General features: G+C 50.0%; 16 protein-coding genes and 1 tRNA gene. 10 read left to right on the forward strand and 7 right to left on the reverse strand.

Annotated elements, in window-relative coordinates:
- Positions 1 to 11 precede the first annotated feature (11 nt).
- Both AURUGA1_RS00675 and AURUGA1_RS00680 read left to right on the forward strand, forming a co-directional pair.
- On the forward strand, positions 12 to 1,535 hold the full coding sequence (locus AURUGA1_RS00675) for an aldehyde dehydrogenase family protein (RefSeq protein WP_114128443.1): 1,524 nt from the start codon (positions 12 to 14) through the stop codon (positions 1,533 to 1,535).
- Between the two features lie 43 nt (positions 1,536 to 1,578).
- Positions 1,579 to 1,971, forward strand: coding sequence for a DUF779 domain-containing protein (locus AURUGA1_RS00680; RefSeq protein ID WP_114128444.1), 393 nt, complete (start codon positions 1,579 to 1,581; stop codon positions 1,969 to 1,971).
- On the opposite strand, the gene radA is transcribed toward AURUGA1_RS00680, so the two are convergent.
- Positions 1,968 to 3,332 (reverse strand): DNA repair protein RadA, encoded by a 1,365-nt coding sequence (gene radA / locus AURUGA1_RS00685; RefSeq protein WP_114128445.1) that lies wholly within the window; start codon positions 3,330 to 3,332, stop codon positions 1,968 to 1,970. The genes AURUGA1_RS00680 and radA overlap by 4 nt on opposite strands.
- A gap of 73 nt (positions 3,333 to 3,405) precedes the next feature.
- Here radA and AURUGA1_RS00690 point away from each other — a divergent pair.
- Positions 3,406 to 3,495: transfer RNA gene (locus tag AURUGA1_RS00690), tRNA-Ser, on the forward strand.
- Between the two features lie 85 nt (positions 3,496 to 3,580).
- Here the strand turns inward: AURUGA1_RS00690 and AURUGA1_RS00695 are convergent.
- On the reverse strand, positions 3,581 to 5,305 hold the full coding sequence (locus AURUGA1_RS00695) for a hypothetical protein (protein WP_114128446.1): 1,725 nt from the start codon (positions 5,303 to 5,305) through the stop codon (positions 3,581 to 3,583).
- The gene (locus AURUGA1_RS00700; protein ID WP_114128447.1) at positions 5,302 to 5,952 is read right to left on the reverse strand and encodes a response regulator; all 651 of its coding nucleotides are present in this window, start codon (positions 5,950 to 5,952) and stop codon (positions 5,302 to 5,304) included. The genes AURUGA1_RS00695 and AURUGA1_RS00700 overlap by 4 nt, the downstream gene beginning before the upstream one ends.
- A 249-nt stretch (positions 5,953 to 6,201) precedes the next feature.
- Between AURUGA1_RS00700 and AURUGA1_RS00705 the strand changes: the two genes are divergently transcribed.
- Positions 6,202 to 7,392 (forward strand): hypothetical protein, encoded by a 1,191-nt coding sequence (locus AURUGA1_RS00705; RefSeq protein ID WP_114128448.1) that lies wholly within the window; start codon positions 6,202 to 6,204, stop codon positions 7,390 to 7,392.
- A 164-nt stretch (positions 7,393 to 7,556) separates the two neighbouring features.
- A complete protein-coding gene (locus AURUGA1_RS00710; protein ID WP_114128449.1) occupies positions 7,557 to 10,316 on the forward strand; it encodes a hypothetical protein in 2,760 nt (919 codons plus the stop codon).
- Between the two features lie 245 nt (positions 10,317 to 10,561).
- Here AURUGA1_RS00710 and AURUGA1_RS00715 read toward each other — a convergent pair whose 3' ends face one another.
- Together AURUGA1_RS00715 and AURUGA1_RS00720 are read right to left on the reverse strand one after the other, a co-directional pair.
- A complete protein-coding gene (locus tag AURUGA1_RS00715) occupies positions 10,562 to 11,752 on the reverse strand; it encodes a putative Ig domain-containing protein (RefSeq protein WP_114128450.1) in 1,191 nt (396 codons plus the stop codon).
- A gap of 190 nt (positions 11,753 to 11,942) precedes the next feature.
- Positions 11,943 to 12,779, reverse strand: coding sequence for a CPBP family intramembrane glutamic endopeptidase (locus AURUGA1_RS00720; protein ID WP_114128451.1), 837 nt, complete (start codon positions 12,777 to 12,779; stop codon positions 11,943 to 11,945).
- A gap of 107 nt (positions 12,780 to 12,886) precedes the next feature.
- Between AURUGA1_RS00720 and AURUGA1_RS00725 the strand changes: the two genes are divergently transcribed.
- Positions 12,887 to 13,219, forward strand: a complete 333-nt coding sequence (locus tag AURUGA1_RS00725; RefSeq protein ID WP_114128452.1) for a DUF2834 domain-containing protein — start codon at positions 12,887 to 12,889, stop codon at positions 13,217 to 13,219.
- A gap of 35 nt (positions 13,220 to 13,254) precedes the next feature.
- Here AURUGA1_RS00725 and AURUGA1_RS00730 read toward each other — a convergent pair whose 3' ends face one another.
- Complete coding sequence (locus tag AURUGA1_RS00730) at positions 13,255 to 15,438, reverse strand: InlB B-repeat-containing protein (protein ID WP_114128453.1); 2,184 nt, start codon at positions 15,436 to 15,438, stop codon at positions 13,255 to 13,257.
- Between the two features lie 137 nt (positions 15,439 to 15,575).
- Here AURUGA1_RS00730 and AURUGA1_RS00735 point away from each other — a divergent pair, with 137 nt between their 5' ends.
- The 4 genes from AURUGA1_RS00735 (at position 15,576) to AURUGA1_RS00750 (ending at position 18,748) form a co-directional block, all read left to right on the forward strand.
- On the forward strand, positions 15,576 to 15,815 hold the full coding sequence (locus AURUGA1_RS00735; protein WP_114128454.1) for a hypothetical protein: 240 nt from the start codon (positions 15,576 to 15,578) through the stop codon (positions 15,813 to 15,815).
- A gap of 64 nt (positions 15,816 to 15,879) precedes the next feature.
- Positions 15,880 to 16,419, forward strand: a complete 540-nt coding sequence (locus AURUGA1_RS00740) for an NUDIX hydrolase family protein (RefSeq protein ID WP_114128455.1) — start codon at positions 15,880 to 15,882, stop codon at positions 16,417 to 16,419.
- 121 nt (positions 16,420 to 16,540) lie between these two features.
- A complete protein-coding gene (locus tag AURUGA1_RS00745) occupies positions 16,541 to 17,680 on the forward strand; it encodes a hypothetical protein (RefSeq protein WP_114128456.1) in 1,140 nt (379 codons plus the stop codon).
- A 9-nt stretch (positions 17,681 to 17,689) separates the two neighbouring features.
- Positions 17,690 to 18,748, forward strand: a complete 1,059-nt coding sequence (locus AURUGA1_RS00750; RefSeq protein WP_114128457.1) for a DivIVA domain-containing protein — start codon at positions 17,690 to 17,692, stop codon at positions 18,746 to 18,748.
- 3 nt (positions 18,749 to 18,751) lie between these two features.
- Here the strand turns inward: AURUGA1_RS00750 and AURUGA1_RS00755 are convergent, their stop codons facing one another.
- Positions 18,752 to 19,222 carry a hypothetical protein gene (locus AURUGA1_RS00755; RefSeq protein WP_114128458.1) on the reverse strand — a complete coding sequence of 157 codons (471 nt, stop codon included), beginning with the start codon at positions 19,220 to 19,222 and terminating at the stop codon, positions 18,752 to 18,754.
- Positions 19,223 to 19,249 lie beyond the last annotated feature (27 nt).

Here is a 19,249-nt window from a genome sequence, read left to right on the forward strand (position 1 = left end):
AAGGTACATAAATGACTGTCTATGCAAACCCCGGCACACCTAATGCCGTCATCACGTTCAACCACAAATACGACAACTTCATTGGTGGCAAGTATGTTGCACCGTCGTCTGGTGAATACTTCGAGAACATCACGCCAGTAACTGGCCAGGTGTTCTGCGAGATCGCCCGCGGTAATGCCAAAGATGTTGACATGGCTGTTGCAGCAGGATGGAAAGCCTTCGAAACCTGGGGTAAGACCAGTGCCACCGAACGTGCCATCATCTTGAACAAGATTGCTGACCGTATGGAAGCAAACCTGGAGCTCCTTGCTGTTGCAGAGACCTGGGATAACGGTAAGCCTGTTCGTGAAACCATGGCCGCAGACATTCCTCTGGCCATTGACCACTTCCGCTACTTCGCTGGTGCCATTCGTGCTCAAGAAGGCGGCATTTCCGAACTTGACCACAACACCGTGGCCTACCACTTCCACGAGCCACTGGGTGTAGTTGGCCAGATCATTCCCTGGAACTTCCCCATCCTGATGGCTGTCTGGAAGCTTGCACCAGCACTGGCTGCAGGTAACTGCATCGTGCTCAAGCCAGCCGAACAAACCCCAGCATCGATCCACGTACTCCTGGATCTGATCAAGGACCTCATTCCAGATGGTGTGCTCAACATTGTTAACGGTTTCGGTATCGAAGCTGGTGCACCTCTTGCCTCTCACAACAACATCCGCAAGATTGCGTTCACTGGTGAAACCACCACTGGTCGCCTCATCATGCAGTACGCAAGTGAGAACCTCATTCCTGTCACACTCGAGCTCGGTGGAAAGAGCCCCAACATCTTCTTCGAAGACGTTGCAGCTCAGAAGGACGCCTACTACGAGAAGGCACAGGAAGGTTTCACCATGTTCGCCCTGAACCAGGGTGAAGTGTGCACCTGTCCTTCCCGTGCACTGATTCAGGGCTCCATCTATGACGGGTTCATGGCTGACGCTCTGCCTCGTGTGGGCAAGATCATCCAGGGCAACCCTCTGGACACCAACACCATGATTGGTGCACAGGCATCCAATGACCAGCTGGAGAAGATCCTCAGCTACATCGACATTGGTAAGGCTGAAGGTGCCAAGGTTCTCATCGGTGGTGAACGTGCAGACCTCGGTGGTGAACTCTCCGGTGGTTACTACGTCCAGCCCACTGTCTTCGAAGGTAAGAATTCCATGCGTATCTTCCAAGAGGAAATCTTTGGCCCTGTGGTGTCCGTCACCTCCTTCAAGGACTACGACGACGCCATCAGCATCGCCAACGACACCCTCTATGGTCTTGGCGCAGGTGTATGGAGCCGTACCGGTGACATCGCTTACCGTGCTGGTCGTGCCATTGAGGCAGGGCGCGTGTGGACCAACACCTACCACCAGTACCCTGCTCACGCTGCCTTCGGTGGCTACAAGCAGTCTGGTATCGGTCGCGAGAACCACAAGATGATGCTCGATCACTACCAGCAGACCAAGAACCTCTTGGTCTCCTACGCAGAAGGACCCATGGGCTTCTTCTAAATCGGCACTATCAAACAGGCAACAAACACGGGAGAATCATTACATGGACTACACGAGGGTTGATTACACGCAAGAAGCCGCTGAGCTTCTGCGCAAGATGACACTCAAGCACGGTCCGTTGATGTTTCACCAGTCGGGGGGCTGCTGTGATGGCAGCTCCCCGATGTGTTACCCCGTCGGGATGTTTCGGGTCGGGGGATCCGACGTCCTGCTGCAAAAACTCGAGATTGACGGCCTGGACCCCATCGAGTTTTATATGTCGGCATCGCAGTATGAGTATTGGAAATATACCCACCTCACCGTTGATGTGGTGAAGGGTCGAGGTAGCGGATTCTCGGTTGAAGCTCCCGAGGGAGTTCGTTTCATGATTCGCTCACGCATGCTCACCGACGAGGAGATCGAACACTTCGGTCTTCTCAAAGCTGAGGCTGTTTAGAAGGCAGCGTCAATTTCGCGCTCGCGGGCATCTTTTGCAGTGTCAAAGGCTGCCTTGAGTGCAGAGCGCAATGTTCCCACATTGTGATCAATGCGAGTGCTAAAGCCCAAGCGGGTCGCTTCGGCATCACGCTGCTTACCGCCAGTGACGGGCCGAATTTCTCCAGCCAAGGAAATTTCACCAAAAGCCGCCACAGTATGCGCAATTGGCTTGTCATGGAATGCACTCGCCACGGCAATAGCAATCGCTAGGTCAGCACCAGGCTCATTCAATCGAACACCGCCCACAGTGGAGACATAGACATCTTTGTCACTGAGTTTGAGTCCTGCTCGGCGCTCTAAGACAGCCAGCAACATGGCAACACGTGAGCTGTCTAACCCGTTGGTGACTCGACGAGGATTGGGAGCACTGCTGGGAACCACAAGCGCTTGGATTTCCACGGGAAGAGGTCTCTTGCCTTCCAGGGCAACCGTCGCACACGTTCCGGAAACAGCAACGGAAGACCGACTCAGGAATAAGCCGCTGGGGTCAGGGACTTCGGCGATGCCGTCACCTGTCATTTCGAAGCAGCCCACCTCGTCAGTGGGGCCAAAGCGGTTCTTGAGTGCGCGGACAAAGCGCAAGGCGGTTTGACGGTCTCCTTCGAAGTGGCAGACAACATCAACCAAGTGTTCGAGAAGGCGGGGCCCGGCAATGGTGCCGTCTTTGGTGACGTGACCAACGAGAAGAATGGGGAGGTTTCGTTCTTTCGCTACGCGAATGAGAACGCTAGTGACCTCGCGAACCTGGCTGGGTCCCCCAGCCAGACCATCCACCGCAGAGCTGGCAACAGTCTGTACGGAGTCAACAATGAGCAAGGCAGGTTGTACTGCATCAATTTGGCCGATGATGGTCGACAAATCTGTCTCAGCTGCAAGGTAGAGATTTTCGGTGAGCGCGCCCGTGCGCGACGCACGCAAACGTACTTGACTGACGGACTCTTCCGCGCTGACATAGAGAACTTTGATGTCTGTCTTGGCAGCGCGAGATGCCACCTCGAGAAGCAGAGTGGACTTTCCTACGCCAGGTTCTCCAGAAAGCAGGATGGCAGCACCGGGGACTATTCCCCCACCCAGCACACGGTCAAACTCGTTGATTCCGCTGGCCCAGTGGGAGAGTTCACCATCGACCGGAATTTCCGTGATGGGCCGAGCAGCATTCTCTTCGCTGACAAATACAGGGGTCATCTTGACTTGGATACCGGTCTTTGTGGACTCTTCCACGACGGTGCCCCATGCCTGGCATTCACCACAACGGCCAACCCACTTAACCGTGGTCCAACCACATTCAGTGCAGGTGTATCCAGGAGTTGCTTTGGCCATGCGGACAGCCTAGCTGTGGCGGCGGACAGTGGATTGGTGGCGTGCGCAAGCTGTGCGTAAACTCTTTAATACTGGTTCCGTGTCCGAGCGGCCGAAGGTGCAACTCTCGAAAAGTTGTGTACGTGAAAGCGTACCGTGGGTTCAAATCCCACCGGGACCGCCATAGGAAGTCGTTAGACAAAGAAAACACCTGAATGTTTTTATTCAGGTGTTTTCCTATGTGCGGTCAACTCCCGCGTGCTGATTAATCAATTTCTTTGCAGAAGCGGAACTGTCGCTTCAAGAACGACTCGGTTGGCGTCGTTTTTTCTTGTCCACATGATGGTGAGATCATTCAACAGTTGTGTACCCAATCCTGGAGTAGATGCTTCGGATACAGGGAAACCATTGTTTGATACCACTAACAAAATGTCTTGACCTTTCGGATCTAGGGCTAAGTGGACATCCACCTCAGTAGCGTCTCCATGACGGATGGCATTGGAAATGGCTTCCCGGAGAATCTCAGCAAGTACTCTGTTTGTTCCCTCTGACGCTTCAATGTGCTGTGTGAGATCTAGAGAAATATCTAGGTTGATGGCGACAGCACCGCTCCAGAGCTCGATGAGCTCCTGTATTGATTCTTCGATATTTTGTGTTTTGGTGTCAGGTTCCTTCAACAGCAAGAGTGCTTCAGCTATTGGTTGTCGAACATACTCAATATCTTTTTTGGTCAGTTTGGTGTTCGGAGCGAACTGTTCAAGCCTGAGAAGCGATGCCCAAATAGCATCTTGTATTGGGCCGTGGAGCACTCGTGACATCGATTCTTCAAATTGCCGAGCCTCGGAATTCTCACTCACAATTTCTCGCCTGACTTCGTTGTTAGCCAGTGTTAGTTCTGAATTTAGATCTTTGAGCATTCTGCGAGAAGTACCCACGAGAGCAATAGTTGTGAGGATTGCGACAAAGTAGAAGAACAACATGATGATTTTGTCGTACGAATTGATTTCCGAGATGAGGAAGAAAAACCATCCACCCAAGACAGATAGAACAAAGGGAACAGTGATGAAGAGGATTATTCGAGCAGGTAGGCCCCAGTGCTGAGGAACTTGGTTCCAAAAAAACCTGAATAGAACGAGCACGCCGAGAAAAATTATCGAAAATACAAGAGAATTCGCCAAGGTATTTGGTTTGTTATAGCTTGCGAGAGAAGTCAGTAGTGGGAAGTACATCCACAACACTGATATCAATGGGTACACAGGGTTCCCAGTGAATGTTTGACGAATCAAATTGCGAAGTGCAATCTTTGTTTCTGGAACTTCCAGTTTGGATTCCAGATCTAGTCGTGCTCCACGCCCTAGTTGATAGCTCAATGGTCTGACGACGGTATCTATTAAGTCTTTGAGTCTTTCTGCATCATGAGAAGAGTTATTTCCGTCTGCTAAGGCAAGAGAACTAGAAAGCTGGGTCTCAATGTTTGAAATGAGAGATTGTTTTCTGCTTTGCAACCTACTGTGCAAATCAAGCTGTGTGTTTTTTGATGTAGCGAGCAACGTCGCCAGTTGAGAGTTTTGACGCGAAAAGTCTCGCGCGGAAGCTATTAGATACCCCATGACAACTAGCACAATGAGTTGGTTTGCCTGCGCAGCTCCAAATCTTGCCCAGAATTGGCTGCTATCCGTTATTCCAAAATTTTGAAGTAACCAGTCAAATGTCGTTAATCTGAGCAAGATCGACGTTTCAAAAAGAATGAGAGTGCTTAAGGGCCTCAGCCACGTGGGTAAACGTGGATTAAGCACGTAACGGCCACATGCCAGAACTAATGCCATTGGGAGAAACGGAAGAGCATTTGCCAACCAAAAAAGCGGCATCTTTCCTTCAAGATCGACTTTAAAGTCCACCAATAGAGCGCCATTGAGTTGGATGAACAAAAGTAGCGCAACTGAGATCCAATTGATCGCTTCTTTGCGACCGAGGCTTCTCCAAAAATCAATCATGATTGTGGGCGCTTGGGGAGGCCACTCTCTGCTACAAAAATTCTCACTGCTTCAACTCGTGGCGAAATAAGGTCGTCTTGTGACAGTCCAAAGACTTTAAAGATTCCACGGATGATCTGTTCTACCGAAGAAATAGTCACCCCACGTTGCCGAGCTATTTCTTTATTGGAGAGTCCTTGGGCCATCATCTGCAAAATCTCTCTTTGAGTTTTTGTCAACATACCCAGACCGCCCACTCGCTGCCGGTCATGTCGTAGTGATTCTGTTTTGCCACGCATCGCCTCTTGGACAGCTGTTACTAAAGCATCAGTTGACTTAATGATGCTCTTTCTGAGGTACGCAACACCTTCTGGAATTCTTGCGTCTTTCATCCCAGCACTGACAGTGTCTCCGTGACGGCTCAGAAGAATAGGAGTGATGTCGGGTCTGATCTTGCGAACAAGTTGAACAAATTCAATACCGTTCGGACCAATGCCCAAATCAATGTCTACGAGAACTGCGTCTGGATCAAATTCACGAAGCGCACGCTTTGCTAAGAGAGCTGAAGTAGAAAGCTGTGCTTGAAAGCCTGCACTGGTTAACGCAGTTGTGATGAGCGAGCCAGTGAACTCGTCATCTTCGACAATGAGAATTCGACGCTGAAACATCTTTTGGCCCTTCGGTTAAATGTCAGTTTCTCATCATTCAGGTTCATACAGATGAGCAAATCAGGGGTATGCCACTGAAAGCAACAACCTGCATCTACAAGCAAAAACTTAACTATTCAATAGTTAGCCACTGAAAACGAGGTTCAGGTTTTGAAGACCTTTGTATTTTGACACCGTCTCATCTGAATTGTTGAGCGAGCTCATGATTTATTCACGAAAGCTTCGTGAATACGCAAATGGAAGTATTTCATGCCTAAAATTTTTCGACTCTTGTTAGCAACTTCTCTTTCGTTTTGCATGGTGTTCTTCGCCCTGCCTGCACACGCCACAACCCCTGACCCGACAATGCAGGGTGGTACTGAGGGAGTGCTTTTTGTCACGGAGATGACGGACGGTGCCATTTACATCGGTGATTTCAAATCAACACCGACTCCCAAGTCAATCTTCTGGCAAGACACAGCAAGCTCCGTAAACCAGGTTGCCGTTACTTCCGGTTACGTTGCTTGGGCGTCAAATGGCGGTGGATCGAACATCAGAGGCAAGGTATTAATATCGCCAATTGCCACAACTGCTGGCACGATAACTACAGTTTCTCTTCCTTTAACTGGCTCAACTGTTCCTGTAATTCATGCTCTAGCTGCGGACTATTTTGGGGAGAGATTCTATGCGGCCGCGAGCGACAATAAAATTTATTCGTTCAAGAGCGACGGCACAGATCTTCGCATTGAATTAAGCCACAGCTCAGTTATGAAAATTCGTTGGGGGATGTGGGTTGATTCTTACAACAACACATTGACCTATTGCACTTTCTCCAACTACGTCAATGGCGCAGATACACCAGGGGACCTGTTCCAATTCACAATTACAGGGTCCACTGTAAGTGCCCCCGTAACTCTCAAGGCTAATTTCCTCCAAGACTGCGATGGAGTAGGGGTCGATCCGGTTGACGGGAAAGTTTTTGCAGCGAGCTCTGCCGCGCCTTGGGCATCTTTTGCAACGTATCTTCCCTCAGATCCATCGTCATTCGCCACTATTGCATACAACCCTGTTCTGACGAGCACTGCACCTTCTTCAATGTTTGTTAGTCACTCAACAGGAAAGTTTTACTTCACAACTGAACAGTATGTGCATGAGGCAAATTTTGACGGAACACAAGTGCGAACACTGTATGTAGGGACTCATACTGGAGCAGGCTTTCAAAATCTAGCTGTCTACTATGGGGCAACAATTGCGAATATCAACAGTACAGCGGCGGCGGCTCGCGGAGACGTCCCTCAAAGTTCAAGTGGAACGTCTTCGATTTCTACCTCTAGTTCACCAAGCCTTGCAGCTACTGGCGACAGGACAGGCACAGCCCCATACTTCTTTGCTGGTGCCGCCATATTGTTCGGTTTAGGAATGCTGTTACTTCGAAACACCATCATCAGGAAGCGACGTTAATTCCTCTCAGTGCGAATGGGTCATCCAGGGCAGGGGTTTTGCTCTGAATGCGACCATTCCGGGAAAGTAAGGGTACTTGGGGCGGTGGAATTCAGTGGTGTGCCACTGAATTCCACAAGCTTCAACAGCGGGATTTCTTAACCTTTTGTTGGAGGCCAATTCCTATGTCATTTTTGTCGAGTCTTCAGCCTGTTCGCTTCGTTCTGGTGCTGCTGTTCATGGTTGGCACTTTGATTGCTTTTCAGCCACAGTCTGCTCAGGCAAGTGTTTCCTCAATCACGATTGTGAGCAATGGTGGGGCGTCCGAAGGCAACGGATGGTCAAAAACCAATGGAGTCATTACTTCTTCAGCGCCCGTGAGTATTAATGCTTCCGACATTGTTGCGTCGCTTGCTTCTGGGAATACTCAAATTTCTGCAACAACTATTGACGTCAATTCGGAAATAGTCTGGACCAATTCCTCGAAGCTCACTCTGACGGCGACTGGAGCATTGAATATCAATAAATCCATCCAGGCGTCCGGAACAACGGCAGCATTGGAGTTGACTTCAACGCCGTTGTATAAATTGGCAACTGGCTCCGGAGCAAGTATTCAACTCACGGGCGCAACACCTTCACTCACAATTAATTCTCAAGTCTTTACTGTGGTGAATACCAAGGCTCAGTTACTGGCACTCACTTCGTCATCAACCTTTATTGCCTTAGGAAGATCTTTAGCACTAACAGATACCTATTCAAACTCCGTGGTCACGGGAGCTTTTTCATCAGTATTCGACGGTCTTGGTAATGAAGTCTCCGGTCTGAAAATCACTACAGCGGCAGGACCAGCAACAAACCTCGGATTCTTTTCTGAATTGCGTGGAGCCACAATTCGCAATTTCGGAGTGACGAATGCATTTATCCAGACGACATCTTCAAGCACTTCGAATAACATCCGTGTTGGGCTTATTGCCGGGTTGGTTGGTGACTTAACTTCATCAACATCAACACCATCTGCTTATTCGTCAAACATTTCACATGTGTGGAGTTCAGGGTCTGTCGTCGCTCAAGACACAGCAGGTACTGATCAGCAAGGCTCTTTTTTTGCTGGGGGGCTAATTGGTTGCTTCAACAACGGCAGTCTCTTCATCTCTGATTCGTATTCGACTGCAACAGTAGGATCAGCGGGAACATATTCCAACCAAATGGCTAATGGCGGCTTATTGGGTGACGCATTTGCTCTCCACGGTACGAACGGAAATATTCATCTTGAGCTTGAGCGAACGTATTCAACAGGTGTAATCCTTGAGGGTGGACATGGACTTTACTACGGAACGGGTGGATTGGTAGGTCAGTTCATCGCTGATGGGTCAACATTCATTAAGGATTCTTTTTCGTGGGCAGCAATTACTGGAAGTGGGCAATCTGTCGGCGGTATAGCTGGTTGGCGTGAATGGTGGCAGTCACGAACCACAGGAGGAATTTACTCCAGCTATACAACCTTCACTACTTTGGGCAATTTCTGGCAAGCCAATAGCGCTTTTGATAGCTACACATCAGTAACAGCCACTCCAGGCACAACATTGCCCAATGGATTCAGTCCTTCAGTTTGGAGTAAATCATCGGGTTCGATGCCAATTCTGCAGGGATTAGCTTCGCCGCAGGTTCCATTGTTCGTCAAAGTTGTCGCACCAACTGATGGAACCTACAGCACCATGTCTTATGTCATCGTCGACTCTGCTGGGACAACTCAAAACCTAGCTACTCTCGGTTTAGCAGCACCAACGGGAACAGTTCAATACTCGATTCCCTCAGCAGTCAGTCCTGGAACTTATTCAGTCTCATATGTTTCAGGCCTCAGCCTCACCGGCGTCAATGCCAATAATTACTACCTCGCGCCATTCACGACACCAACTTCTGTCACAATTACATCTGCTCTGACGGCTCAGACGGTTACCTGGTCACCAACAAATACCTCGGCGTCATTCACCTCGGCCCAGCTCACACCGAATTCCTCCGCAACTTCTTCTGGCTCCGGTGCCATTAGCTACGCGGTAAACAATGCAGGAACTACCGGCTGCACAGTTTCTGGATCTAACCCTCCCGTGATTTCTTTCACGTCAGCAGGTGATTGTGTCGTTCGTGCCTCTGCGGCTGGAACGGTAACTGAAGCGTCAGCATTCAAAGATGTTGTTTTCACCATTACAACACCGCAGGCTCAAACAGTCACTTGGGCGCCTACCAACACTCAAGTTATGGCAAATGCGTCACCGTTAACCCCCTCTGTTTTAGCAACTACGAGCGGAACCGGAAACATCACATACAGTGTTCAATCTGACACCACATCCCAGTGCACAGTTGGCAACTCAACAGGAATCGTGAGTTTTTCTGGGGCGGGCGTATGCGTCATACGCGCAACTGCGAATGCAAATGCAACATATAGCTCTGCCTATAAAGACGTCACATTCACCATTGGATCCGCGACGACAACTATGTCGCTGACCTTGGATGTTGCTATTGGTAATGCGATAACAAACGCACCAGTTGATTATGCCACCACCGGTTTGCAGCCTGGCGCTGTCTGGAATCTTGTTTTGCGATCGACACCCCAAACCTTGGCCAGCGGAAATATCGGTTCTTTAGGTGCAGTTGTAGGCTCTACAGCAATTCCTTCGGGGCTCAGTGCTGGGTGGCATTCTTTGACCCTTTCAGGCACCAGCATTAATGGCGGTTTAGTCTCCACTGCAGTCTGGTTCGAAGTGAGTGCGACAGGAACATTGTTGGCCTCTCAGACAACTGAGCCTTCAGAAAACACGATAAGTCCAACTGGATTACCTAGGACTGGCTTAGCCGCTGTTAATTTTCTTATCTTGGGAATATCTTTGCTGCTCCTGGGAATGTATCTCCTGCTTGCCTACCGGGGAAAATTGGATACAGTTGCGTAATTCATTTTCAAGTTGGACTAATTAAGGCCTTTGAAAAGGACACATCGTGGACACAATTGAACGAAACTACGCATTTAGCTGAGTTATCGAAATGCCCTCAAGACGCTGTTTTTCCGCGCACTTCTCACATTCACCCAACTGTGACTGGGGCTATGTAAAGAATTTAATTCCCACCAGGACCGCCAGAAAAGCCCCCTATTTATTCAATAGGGGGCTTTTGTTATGGTCTGTGACTGGTACTGGGTTTACTTCGAGATTTTCTTTTTTCGAAGGACGAGCACAGATCCTGCTAGTAGCAGTCCCGCAGCGAAATAGAGTGCAACAGGCACAGCTCCGGAATTAGTTTGACCTGTTGCAGGAAGTGAAGACGGGGTTGGACTTGCAGTTGGACATGGCAAGTTTCCTGCGTCAGTAACACTGAGGCTAATGACATCGGAGGCGCTTTGAGCCCCAGCAGTTGCAGTAATTGTGTAGTTCGCTTGGCTTGATGCCGCGCTGGCCGTACCTGAAATTGAACCGGTGGCAGTGTTGAGGGACAATCCTGCCGGTAGCACTGGTGAAATTGCGTACGACGGGCTTGAAGCAAAGTTAGAAGCTGTCCAAGCGAAGTTGCTGGTGAAGGCAGTGCACGTATCTGCTACTTGACTAGGGTTACCAGCATTGAGCTCTGCAGGGAAACTAATTAATGAAGTGGCAGGAGTGTTGACATTTCGGGCGATAGCCATGTTGTCGAATTCAAAGCCACCTGAGGAACCCTGAGAGAAGACAAGTGTGTCAAAAGTTAACCCGTTAGCACCAATGAGGTGCACATATGCGAATGGTTCAGTGTTGGTGAGGTTTCCACATCGAGAGGTTGTGAGTACTGGGTTTCCAAAGTATTCACAAGATTGGTAGGACGTATTGTCAATTGCCGTAATTGAGCCCACGCCGTTATTGAGCAATGAAACAAGGGATGCAGTTGTGAAAGTTCCGACAAGGGTGCCAGAAGTTCCACCTGAGTAAAGCTTCACGGTGTTGTTAGCGTCACCTGCTGACCACCAGAAACCTAGGTAGCTTTCTGGTTGGTCGAGTGTAAGTGTCACAGTCTTGTTGCTGGGGACGCTCGCATAGTTGGTCCCGTTGCCCGAGGGCCGGCTCAATGCAGCACCTCCTGCTCCAGTGGTAGCGCCACCGTATTGGTTAGGACCAGAGATGCTGCAGCCGGTGGTGGTGATAGTTCCGATTGATGTTGAGGTGTCAGATGTCCATGCTGTAGGGCATGCACCTGTTGTGTAGCTGTTGAAGGTGGCGATTTCTGCACCAGCAACATAGGTGTTCTGAACCGTAGGGGGTGAAATGTAAAAGTTAAGCGTTGGATTTGATGCACTAGCGGAAACTGGTGAAAGCACCAGAGCGCAGAGTGCAGCGGTGAGAGATAGTCCAAGAAGCTTTTTCATTACAACCTATGTTTTTGGAAATTAGATCTTATTGAGAGGTGATGAGAGAAATACGCCCACTGCAATAAAGAATTGGGATGGGGAAAAGTTTTAATCCTTTCCTAAATTAGCAGAGAAAATACCTATGTTTTGATGTGTTTTTTCCTTAGTTCCCGCGCAAAACCCTATGGAGGAATTTAACCCTTCCCTCTTATGGCGCAGGGAAAAGAAAGATAGGTGCCCACTGCGGGTGGTAGGCATAAATAAGAACAAGGAAGACAACGACGTCAAAGAGTAAGTGCACGGTAATGACGTAGTAGACCGATTTACTCTTCTCAAAAATCCACGCCTGAATCAGCGCGAACGGAATCGTGAGTAAAGGTCCCCACGAGCGATAGCCAAGTTCCCAGAGGAATGAAACAAAAACGATTGCTTGTAAACCGTTGGCAAGCCACAACGGGAAGTGCCGCCTGAGCAGCGCAAAGATGGTGCAAATAAAGAACAGCTCATCCCAGATGCCGACAAAGCCAACGCCAACAAACAGTCGAGCAATTTCAGAAGGCTCGGCCACGGCAGGCCAGTTGAGATAACTTCCCGAGCCGATGAAATACACCGGCAGGATCAGCCACCCCAGGATGAGAACTAGTCCAAGCCAGATCCATTCCAACCTGGTCCACGGTTGTCCTGGTCTACCCGGAAAAGTAATGGCGTGGTCTTTGAAGACCCACCTGCTGAGTGAGTAGGGCACAGCAACAGCCAGAACCAGAACGGTTCCCATCAGAGCGATGTTGCCCCATTCCAGATTGGCTTTGAGGTCAATCTGTTCGATACCAACGAGGGGAATAGCGATAAGCAAAAGGTCTCTGGCAAAGCGCCATGAGATGGTGAAAGCGAGAGCAAGACCTGCGGTTACGGTGAGGTATCCCCACGGGGTATGCAGCACAAAAAACAGCGGGGCTGAACTGACTATCAACAGAGCTGACAGAAACATGCGTGCCCGAGTCCACTGAGTTGCGGGCAGGGTGAAACTGGACGCACTGGCAGTCATGCCTCAAGAGTATGTGACGACTGTTGGGAGTACTCTCAGCAAATTTCAAGCATTGGGTTTGAGAACTCACGCGCTAGGGTGAAGTCACGACTAAGGGGTAACACATCATGCATAAGAAGCTGTTCTGGGTTTATTTCATGCTCTCCATTGTGGGACTGATCACTGCCTGGATTTTCAACGGCATTGCAGTGATGAATCAGGAGGACTACCTGGGTGCCTGGTTTGGTTCTGCAGTTGATTGGGTGCTCTCGGCCGATCTCACTATCGTCGCCATCGCTGTAGTGGTGTTCATGATTACCGAATCTCGACGTATTGGAATGAAGCGTGTGTGGTTATACATCCTGCTTTCTGGTGTGACCGCGATGGCCTTCACCTTCCCACTGTTTATGGCCATGCGGGAGCGTCAGCTAGTCAAGAAAAGTTTGTTGGAAAACAAATAACCGGCTCTTTTGAGCTAAAGAACTGAGGTCTAAATTTACTTGTTTGAAGCGGTGGATCTTCTAAGCAAGAAAAATGTCGCACCTGTTAGGAGAAGTACCGCTCCCATCCAGAGAGAATCAATGTTTCCTCCTGTTTGAGGGAGAACTGCTGCACTAGATGTCGGTGTCACAGGTCCGATTCCCGAAGTTTGTAGCAGGGTTCCGCTGCTGCTTACTTCGAACCAGACTGCGTGAGAAATTATTTCACCGTTTGAACCTGTTCCAGTCAGCGTGATGCTGTGCCATCCTTCTGAGAGTCCGGCAGGAATTTGTGCCGAACCGGAAAGCAAACTGCTGCTAAAGGTTCCCGACGCAATTGTTTGCGGGTTCGAACGAACAATTAGCGTCCACGCAGAGTTACTTTGAAGGCCAGAAGCTGCATAATCAACAGTCGAGTTAGCAACATTTGAGCCGGTTGTCATATCTAACGCCAAGGAAACGGTAGGTGTAGATGAAGAGATACTGAAGTCCACATCCTGTGTGTCAGCGAGATAGTTTGTTGTGGATGCCGCTGTTGCACGAACTGAACAAATCCCAACTCCAGTAAAGCTCACAACGCCAGTTGAACTATCAACAGAGCAGCCGGTTGTTCGCGCATCAACCACACTGTAAGAGATTTGCCCATCACCGTTTGTCGTAGCAGGGCTTGAAGGAGTAACAGATGACAGATTTCGCAATACAGAAGTGTTCGTTGGGGCCCAAGTAACTGTTTGGGAGGGCAGAGGAGTCCACTGAGCGTGTAATGTCACGTTTGATGTGCCTGCCGAAACTGCTGAGGCGGTGAGGGCAGTGCCACCCGTGGCTGCTGCGAACCAGCCCGCGAAGGTATATCCAGAACGTGTTGGTGCGGTGGGAAATACCAAGGTGTTTCCGTATACGTAGCTTCCGTCATTGACTGCACTTCCACCGTGCTCGTCGTATGTGACGTTATAGGTATTGGCGCTCCACTGAGCGTAAAGTGTGACGCTTGCGTTGCCTGCTGAAACATCACTGGCACTTCGAGCTGTGCCCCCAGAGGATGCGGCAAACCAACCTAAGAATGAATGCCCGGTCTTAGTGGGGTTCGTGGGGTAAGTAAGGGAGCCACCGTGAGTAAATGTTCCATCATTGACAGCACTTCCCCCCTGTTCAATGTATGTGACGTTGTAAGTGTTTACCGCAAAAGCGGGATACAGGGTCGTGTTAGCGATGAGGTTATAAGAGCCCGTGGTTCCATTTGTTTGATTGGCGCTGTCAGCCCAGCCAGTGAATGTATAGCCAGGCTTTGCTAACGAACCGCTGTTCCCGTCGAGAGTTATGAGACCGTTTCCTGTCCTAGAAGCGGGTGCAGAGCCACTCGTTGAACCGGTTGCAGAGTAGGTCAGAGTATATGAAGCTGCATTGCTTGCAGCTTCTGCTGATGTAATTGCTGCAGTGTATATTCGGACGTATTTGATTGCACCGTTGAAGGAAGCATCAGTACCCCAGTTACTTCTGCCAATGTAATTGTTGTTTCGAATTACATTGAGCGGCAAAGAAGTATAGGTGCTTCCTAGATCGTTCGAATCGTTGAAGAAACTGACTTGGCCGACAGCCGTATCAATCTCCGCCCCATTTTTGTACATTCTGCACTTTGAGCCATCGAGAGTAATTACGAATTTGGCGAATACCCCTGCTTGTCCATTGTTTAGAAGTGCTTGATTCGTACTGATGCAGCGGGATTTACCATTTGCGCCATGAAAGATTTCTATGGCAAGTTCGTTGGGATTGCTTGACTCACCTAGCACCCCAACCCAAATGTTGTCTGCTGCTGGACCGTTGCCAAAATCAAAAATTCTTTCCCAGGCCTGGTTAGTGGCACCAAAATGACCTTCGAATTCGATAGTGATTCCACTTCCGAAGTTATTGAATCCTGAACCCATGTCAACATAGGAATTGCTTCCGAGATTGCTTGCCCCACTGTTGGGAAATTCCAGAGCACCTGTTGCATTGTTGTAATTGAGAGATCCGGTAATTGTTCCATTTCTATTGAATGAAGATAAGTCTCGCCACGTTCCCGGAGTTGATGAGTCATATGAACCAGAATCTGAAGCAACGAGGTTTAGAAACAAATCCGATGCTGAAACAGCATGAACTGCCGAAGAACCAAGGAGAACGAAAACAGTAGTAAGCGATAAAGCAGTTGTATTGCGCTTGAGCATGCGCTTAATCCAAGTGAACAACTCTTACCTCATCATCGGAACGCCCATTTAGGACTGAAACTTTATTCAGTCTAAACCAGCTGTCTATTTTGGGTTCATCAGAGCGATTACTGCTACACATCTGTATCTTTGAACTCATGGACGATCAAAACTCTGTAATGAGTGTGGGCTCGAAGAACTCAGTGTTGAGCTTATGGTCCACGAACTCGTTTATGTCCATCGGTTCTCGAGGATCAGCCTTTTCAATCGGATCCATTGGGTCCTTTGGCAGCATTCTTTCTATTGGTTCATTTCTGAGCGTGCTAAGCATTATGTCGAGCCTCGCATTTCTGGGCCTGATGGCGTCAAAGAAACGTGCCAAGCTTTCACGTCGCTGAAGTTTTTTCGCGCAGTTGGTGGATAAATCCCCCTCGCCGGGCAGTGTTCCGGTAGAAATAGGTCATGAGCGTGCGAACTCCTGATCCCAACGGCGGCTGGCTAAGTGACGACGAGCTCTCCTCGATCCGCCGCCGGCTTCCCCTTCTCTACGTTGAGGCAGTGCCTGTTCGGGTTGACGGTCTCGGAGTTGTCACAGAGGTTGGATTACTTCTTCGCGCAAATGCAACTGGAGAAATGACCCGCACAATCGTCTCTGGCCGTGTGATGTATGGCGAGACTCTTCGCGAAGCGCTGTTTCGCCACCTTGAAAAAGACTTGGGCCCCATGGCGTTCCCGCTCTTGCCAGCAAACCCCAATCCTTTCCACGTTGCAGAGTATTTCCCGCTTCCGGGCATCTCACAGTTCACCGATGAACGCCAGCACGCAGTCTCAATGGCATATGTGGTCCCCGTCACAGGCACGTGTGATCCGCGCCAAGACGCTTTGGAAATTACCTGGCTCACACCGCACGAGGCAGCCAGTAATGCGGTGACCTCTGAGATGGAGGGCGGTCGGGGAGCATTGCTCCGAGCCGCTTTAGCATCCGTTGGTGCACTGAATTAGCTAGTTCACCTCGAATAGGGGATTACCCCTTTCTTAAACAAAATGCCTGATTTTGGCTAAATTTCTGCCCGTATACTGATAGGGACTGTTTATTCCAGGTTTGTCGAGGCGAAAGGACATCGTGGATATCGAACTTCCCGTTGTGCCTGACAAAAAGGGACTAGACCCCCAGCAGGTTAACGTTGCTCTCACCGACGTGCAGATTGAGGTCTCACGCCTGGAATCTGAGCGTGCAGAAATAGATAAGCGCATTGACACTCTTACCCGTGAGGTCGCAGAAGTGCGCAGTGCTCTCAAACGCGCCAGCGCAAAGCCTTCCTTCTCTGATCTTGGTGCTGCGTTTGAGCAGACACTGCGAGTTGCTGAGGAACAAGCGGGCAAGCTCATCTCCGATGCACAAGCTACCAGTGCTCTCACTCGTCGAGCGGCAGAAGAAGAAGCTGCAGCAGTCACCGAAAACGCCAAAAAGCAAGCAGCAAAACTCATTGCAGACACCGAAGCCCGTGTTGAACGTCTGAACAAAGAATCTGAGAAGAAACTCAGCGATGCTCTCAAGACAGCGAAAGCAACTCTTGCCAATGCAGAAATTCAACACGAAGAAGCAATCAAGATTGCCGAAGCAATCACTGTTGGCGGCGCTCAGGTTCGCGAATCACTTGAGACTGAGTTGGCTCAAGAGATTGAACAGTCTCGTATTGAAATCGCAACATTACGCCAAGTACACGAACGCGATAAGCGACGGATCGACGAAGAAATCGAGATTCTCCGTGCCAAAGCAGAGCGTGACAACGGTCGCCTCATTGCCGAAAACGAAACGTACATCGCAAAACTGCTTGAAGAGTCACAAAAGAACCTCGATATCGCCCGGGAACGTGCACGCGAAATTCTGGTCGAGTCTCAAAAGAACTTTGCCATCTCACGCCAAGAGGGAGTTGCCCTCGTTCGTGAAGCTCGAGAAACCGCAGCAGGAATTATTCGCCGCGCACGTGCTCGTACGAACACTTTGACTGAACGTCTCGAAGAACGTTCTGCAATCTTGCTGGAGAATGGCGAGAGCTTGCTTGATGGCATCAACACGGAACGTGAGGCTGTCGAGGCCTTCAATTCTGAGCTGCGCATCATTGCGTTGTCTGAGCAGAACAAAGATGACGACAACCTGCTGAACTATGTTTCTATCGCAGATGACGAGCTTGCTGAAGAACTCACCGTCGAAGCTTTGGACATGAACGATGATTCCCCAACCGATGAGATGAAACGGTAGGGGTGAAGTATGGATCTGACTCGCTCTTTTAAAACTGTTCGTCGTAATGGTTATGACCCCAATGATGTTAAGCGTGTATTCCGTGATGCTGAAGTGCGCATGGAAGAACTTCGCCAAAGCACACGCTCAGGTATTGCCACCGTTGACAAGCTCGAGCGAGAGCTTGCTGACTTCCGTGATGCACTGCGCCGCTCGAACGCTAAACCCACGTTTGCTGACTTGGGTTCCGCATTCGAGCAGACCCTCCGTGTTGCTGAAGAGCAAGCAGACAAGCTGGTTGCCGATGCTGAAGCTGATGCCAAGGTAGTCCGGGAGTCAGCCCGCGCCGAAGCAGAAACCGTCACACGCGCGGCAAAAAACAAGGCCTCCGCTTTGCTTGTTGAAACCGAAGAAGCTATTGAAGACAAGCGCCTGGAAGTTGAGCGTGAAATAGCTCAGCTGAACATGAAGGCAGAGTCTCTTATTCTTCAGGGCAACACCGCTAAGGAAACCGCGCAGCGTCGTGACGCTGCACTGCTTGCCGAAGCTGAGCGCGATGCTGCTGACGTTCGTGCGCGGTTGCACCAAGAAATCGAAGACGCCAAGACTGAGCTGGAAACCCTGCGTCAAATTGCTGAGCGTGAACAGCTTCGTATCGAGCGTGAAATCAAGCTTGCTATGGAAGAGTCCGAACGTGAACGTCTTGCCCGTCACGAACAAGCAGTCGCTCAGGTTGAAGCACAAACTCTCGAAGCGAACGAGCTTCTGCGCGCAGCAGAAGAAGAAGCTCAGAGCCTCAACCAACAGATGGATGAGTTTGCTGCAACCACTCGCGCAGATGCCGAAGGCCTTCTCAATGCTGCACGCGAGAGTGCAACAAACCTGATTAGCCGCGCTCGTTCACGTGCTGAAACTCTAGCCATCCTCTTTGATGAGCACGCTCTCGAAATGATGGAGAAGGCAGAGCGTCGTCGAGAAAGTCTCGAGCGTCAGCGTGAAGCAATGCGCGAATTCTCTCTCGAACTCAAGGCACTGGCTTCGGCAGATGCCATGGTTTCGCTCGACGAATCTGAGTCTCAGCGCGACTAGGTTCTAGTTCCAGGTTGGTGCAAGTTTCTTCAGTTTTGCGCCGCGAATCTGCCAGAACGTCCATAGTCCTATAAAGACAAAGGGTGTGAGCAGTCCAGCTTTGATCACCAAGCGATCACGATAGAGAGTCTGGTTGTTATCTGCTGGTGAGATCGCCATGCGGTGATCCCAGTTTTTCACCATCTTCATGGGTCCACTGAGCGGCTTACCCGAGTCAATCATCATCCGAACGCCGCCAGGACGCTGAGTGAAACTGACGTCGATGGTTTGGTGACCCATTGGGATGACACCGAATAAACGCATGGAAACTTCGTGCGGACCATCACCTATCCACGCCTGAGGAAACCCGCCTGGTTCTTTGGAAACAATCTTGAGCCACGGAGAGGAGACAGCCGTGAAGACTTTCGGGTTGGCAATAGCCCGCCACGCAACATCAGGCTCACAATCGAGTGTGAGTCGAAGAAAGACGTTCATGGATGCCCCTGGTGGTGTGCGGGGGAA

This window comes from Aurantimicrobium sp. MWH-Uga1 (assembly GCF_003325955.1).
In the GTDB taxonomy this organism is placed as follows: Bacteria; Actinomycetota; Actinomycetes; order Actinomycetales; family Microbacteriaceae; genus Aurantimicrobium.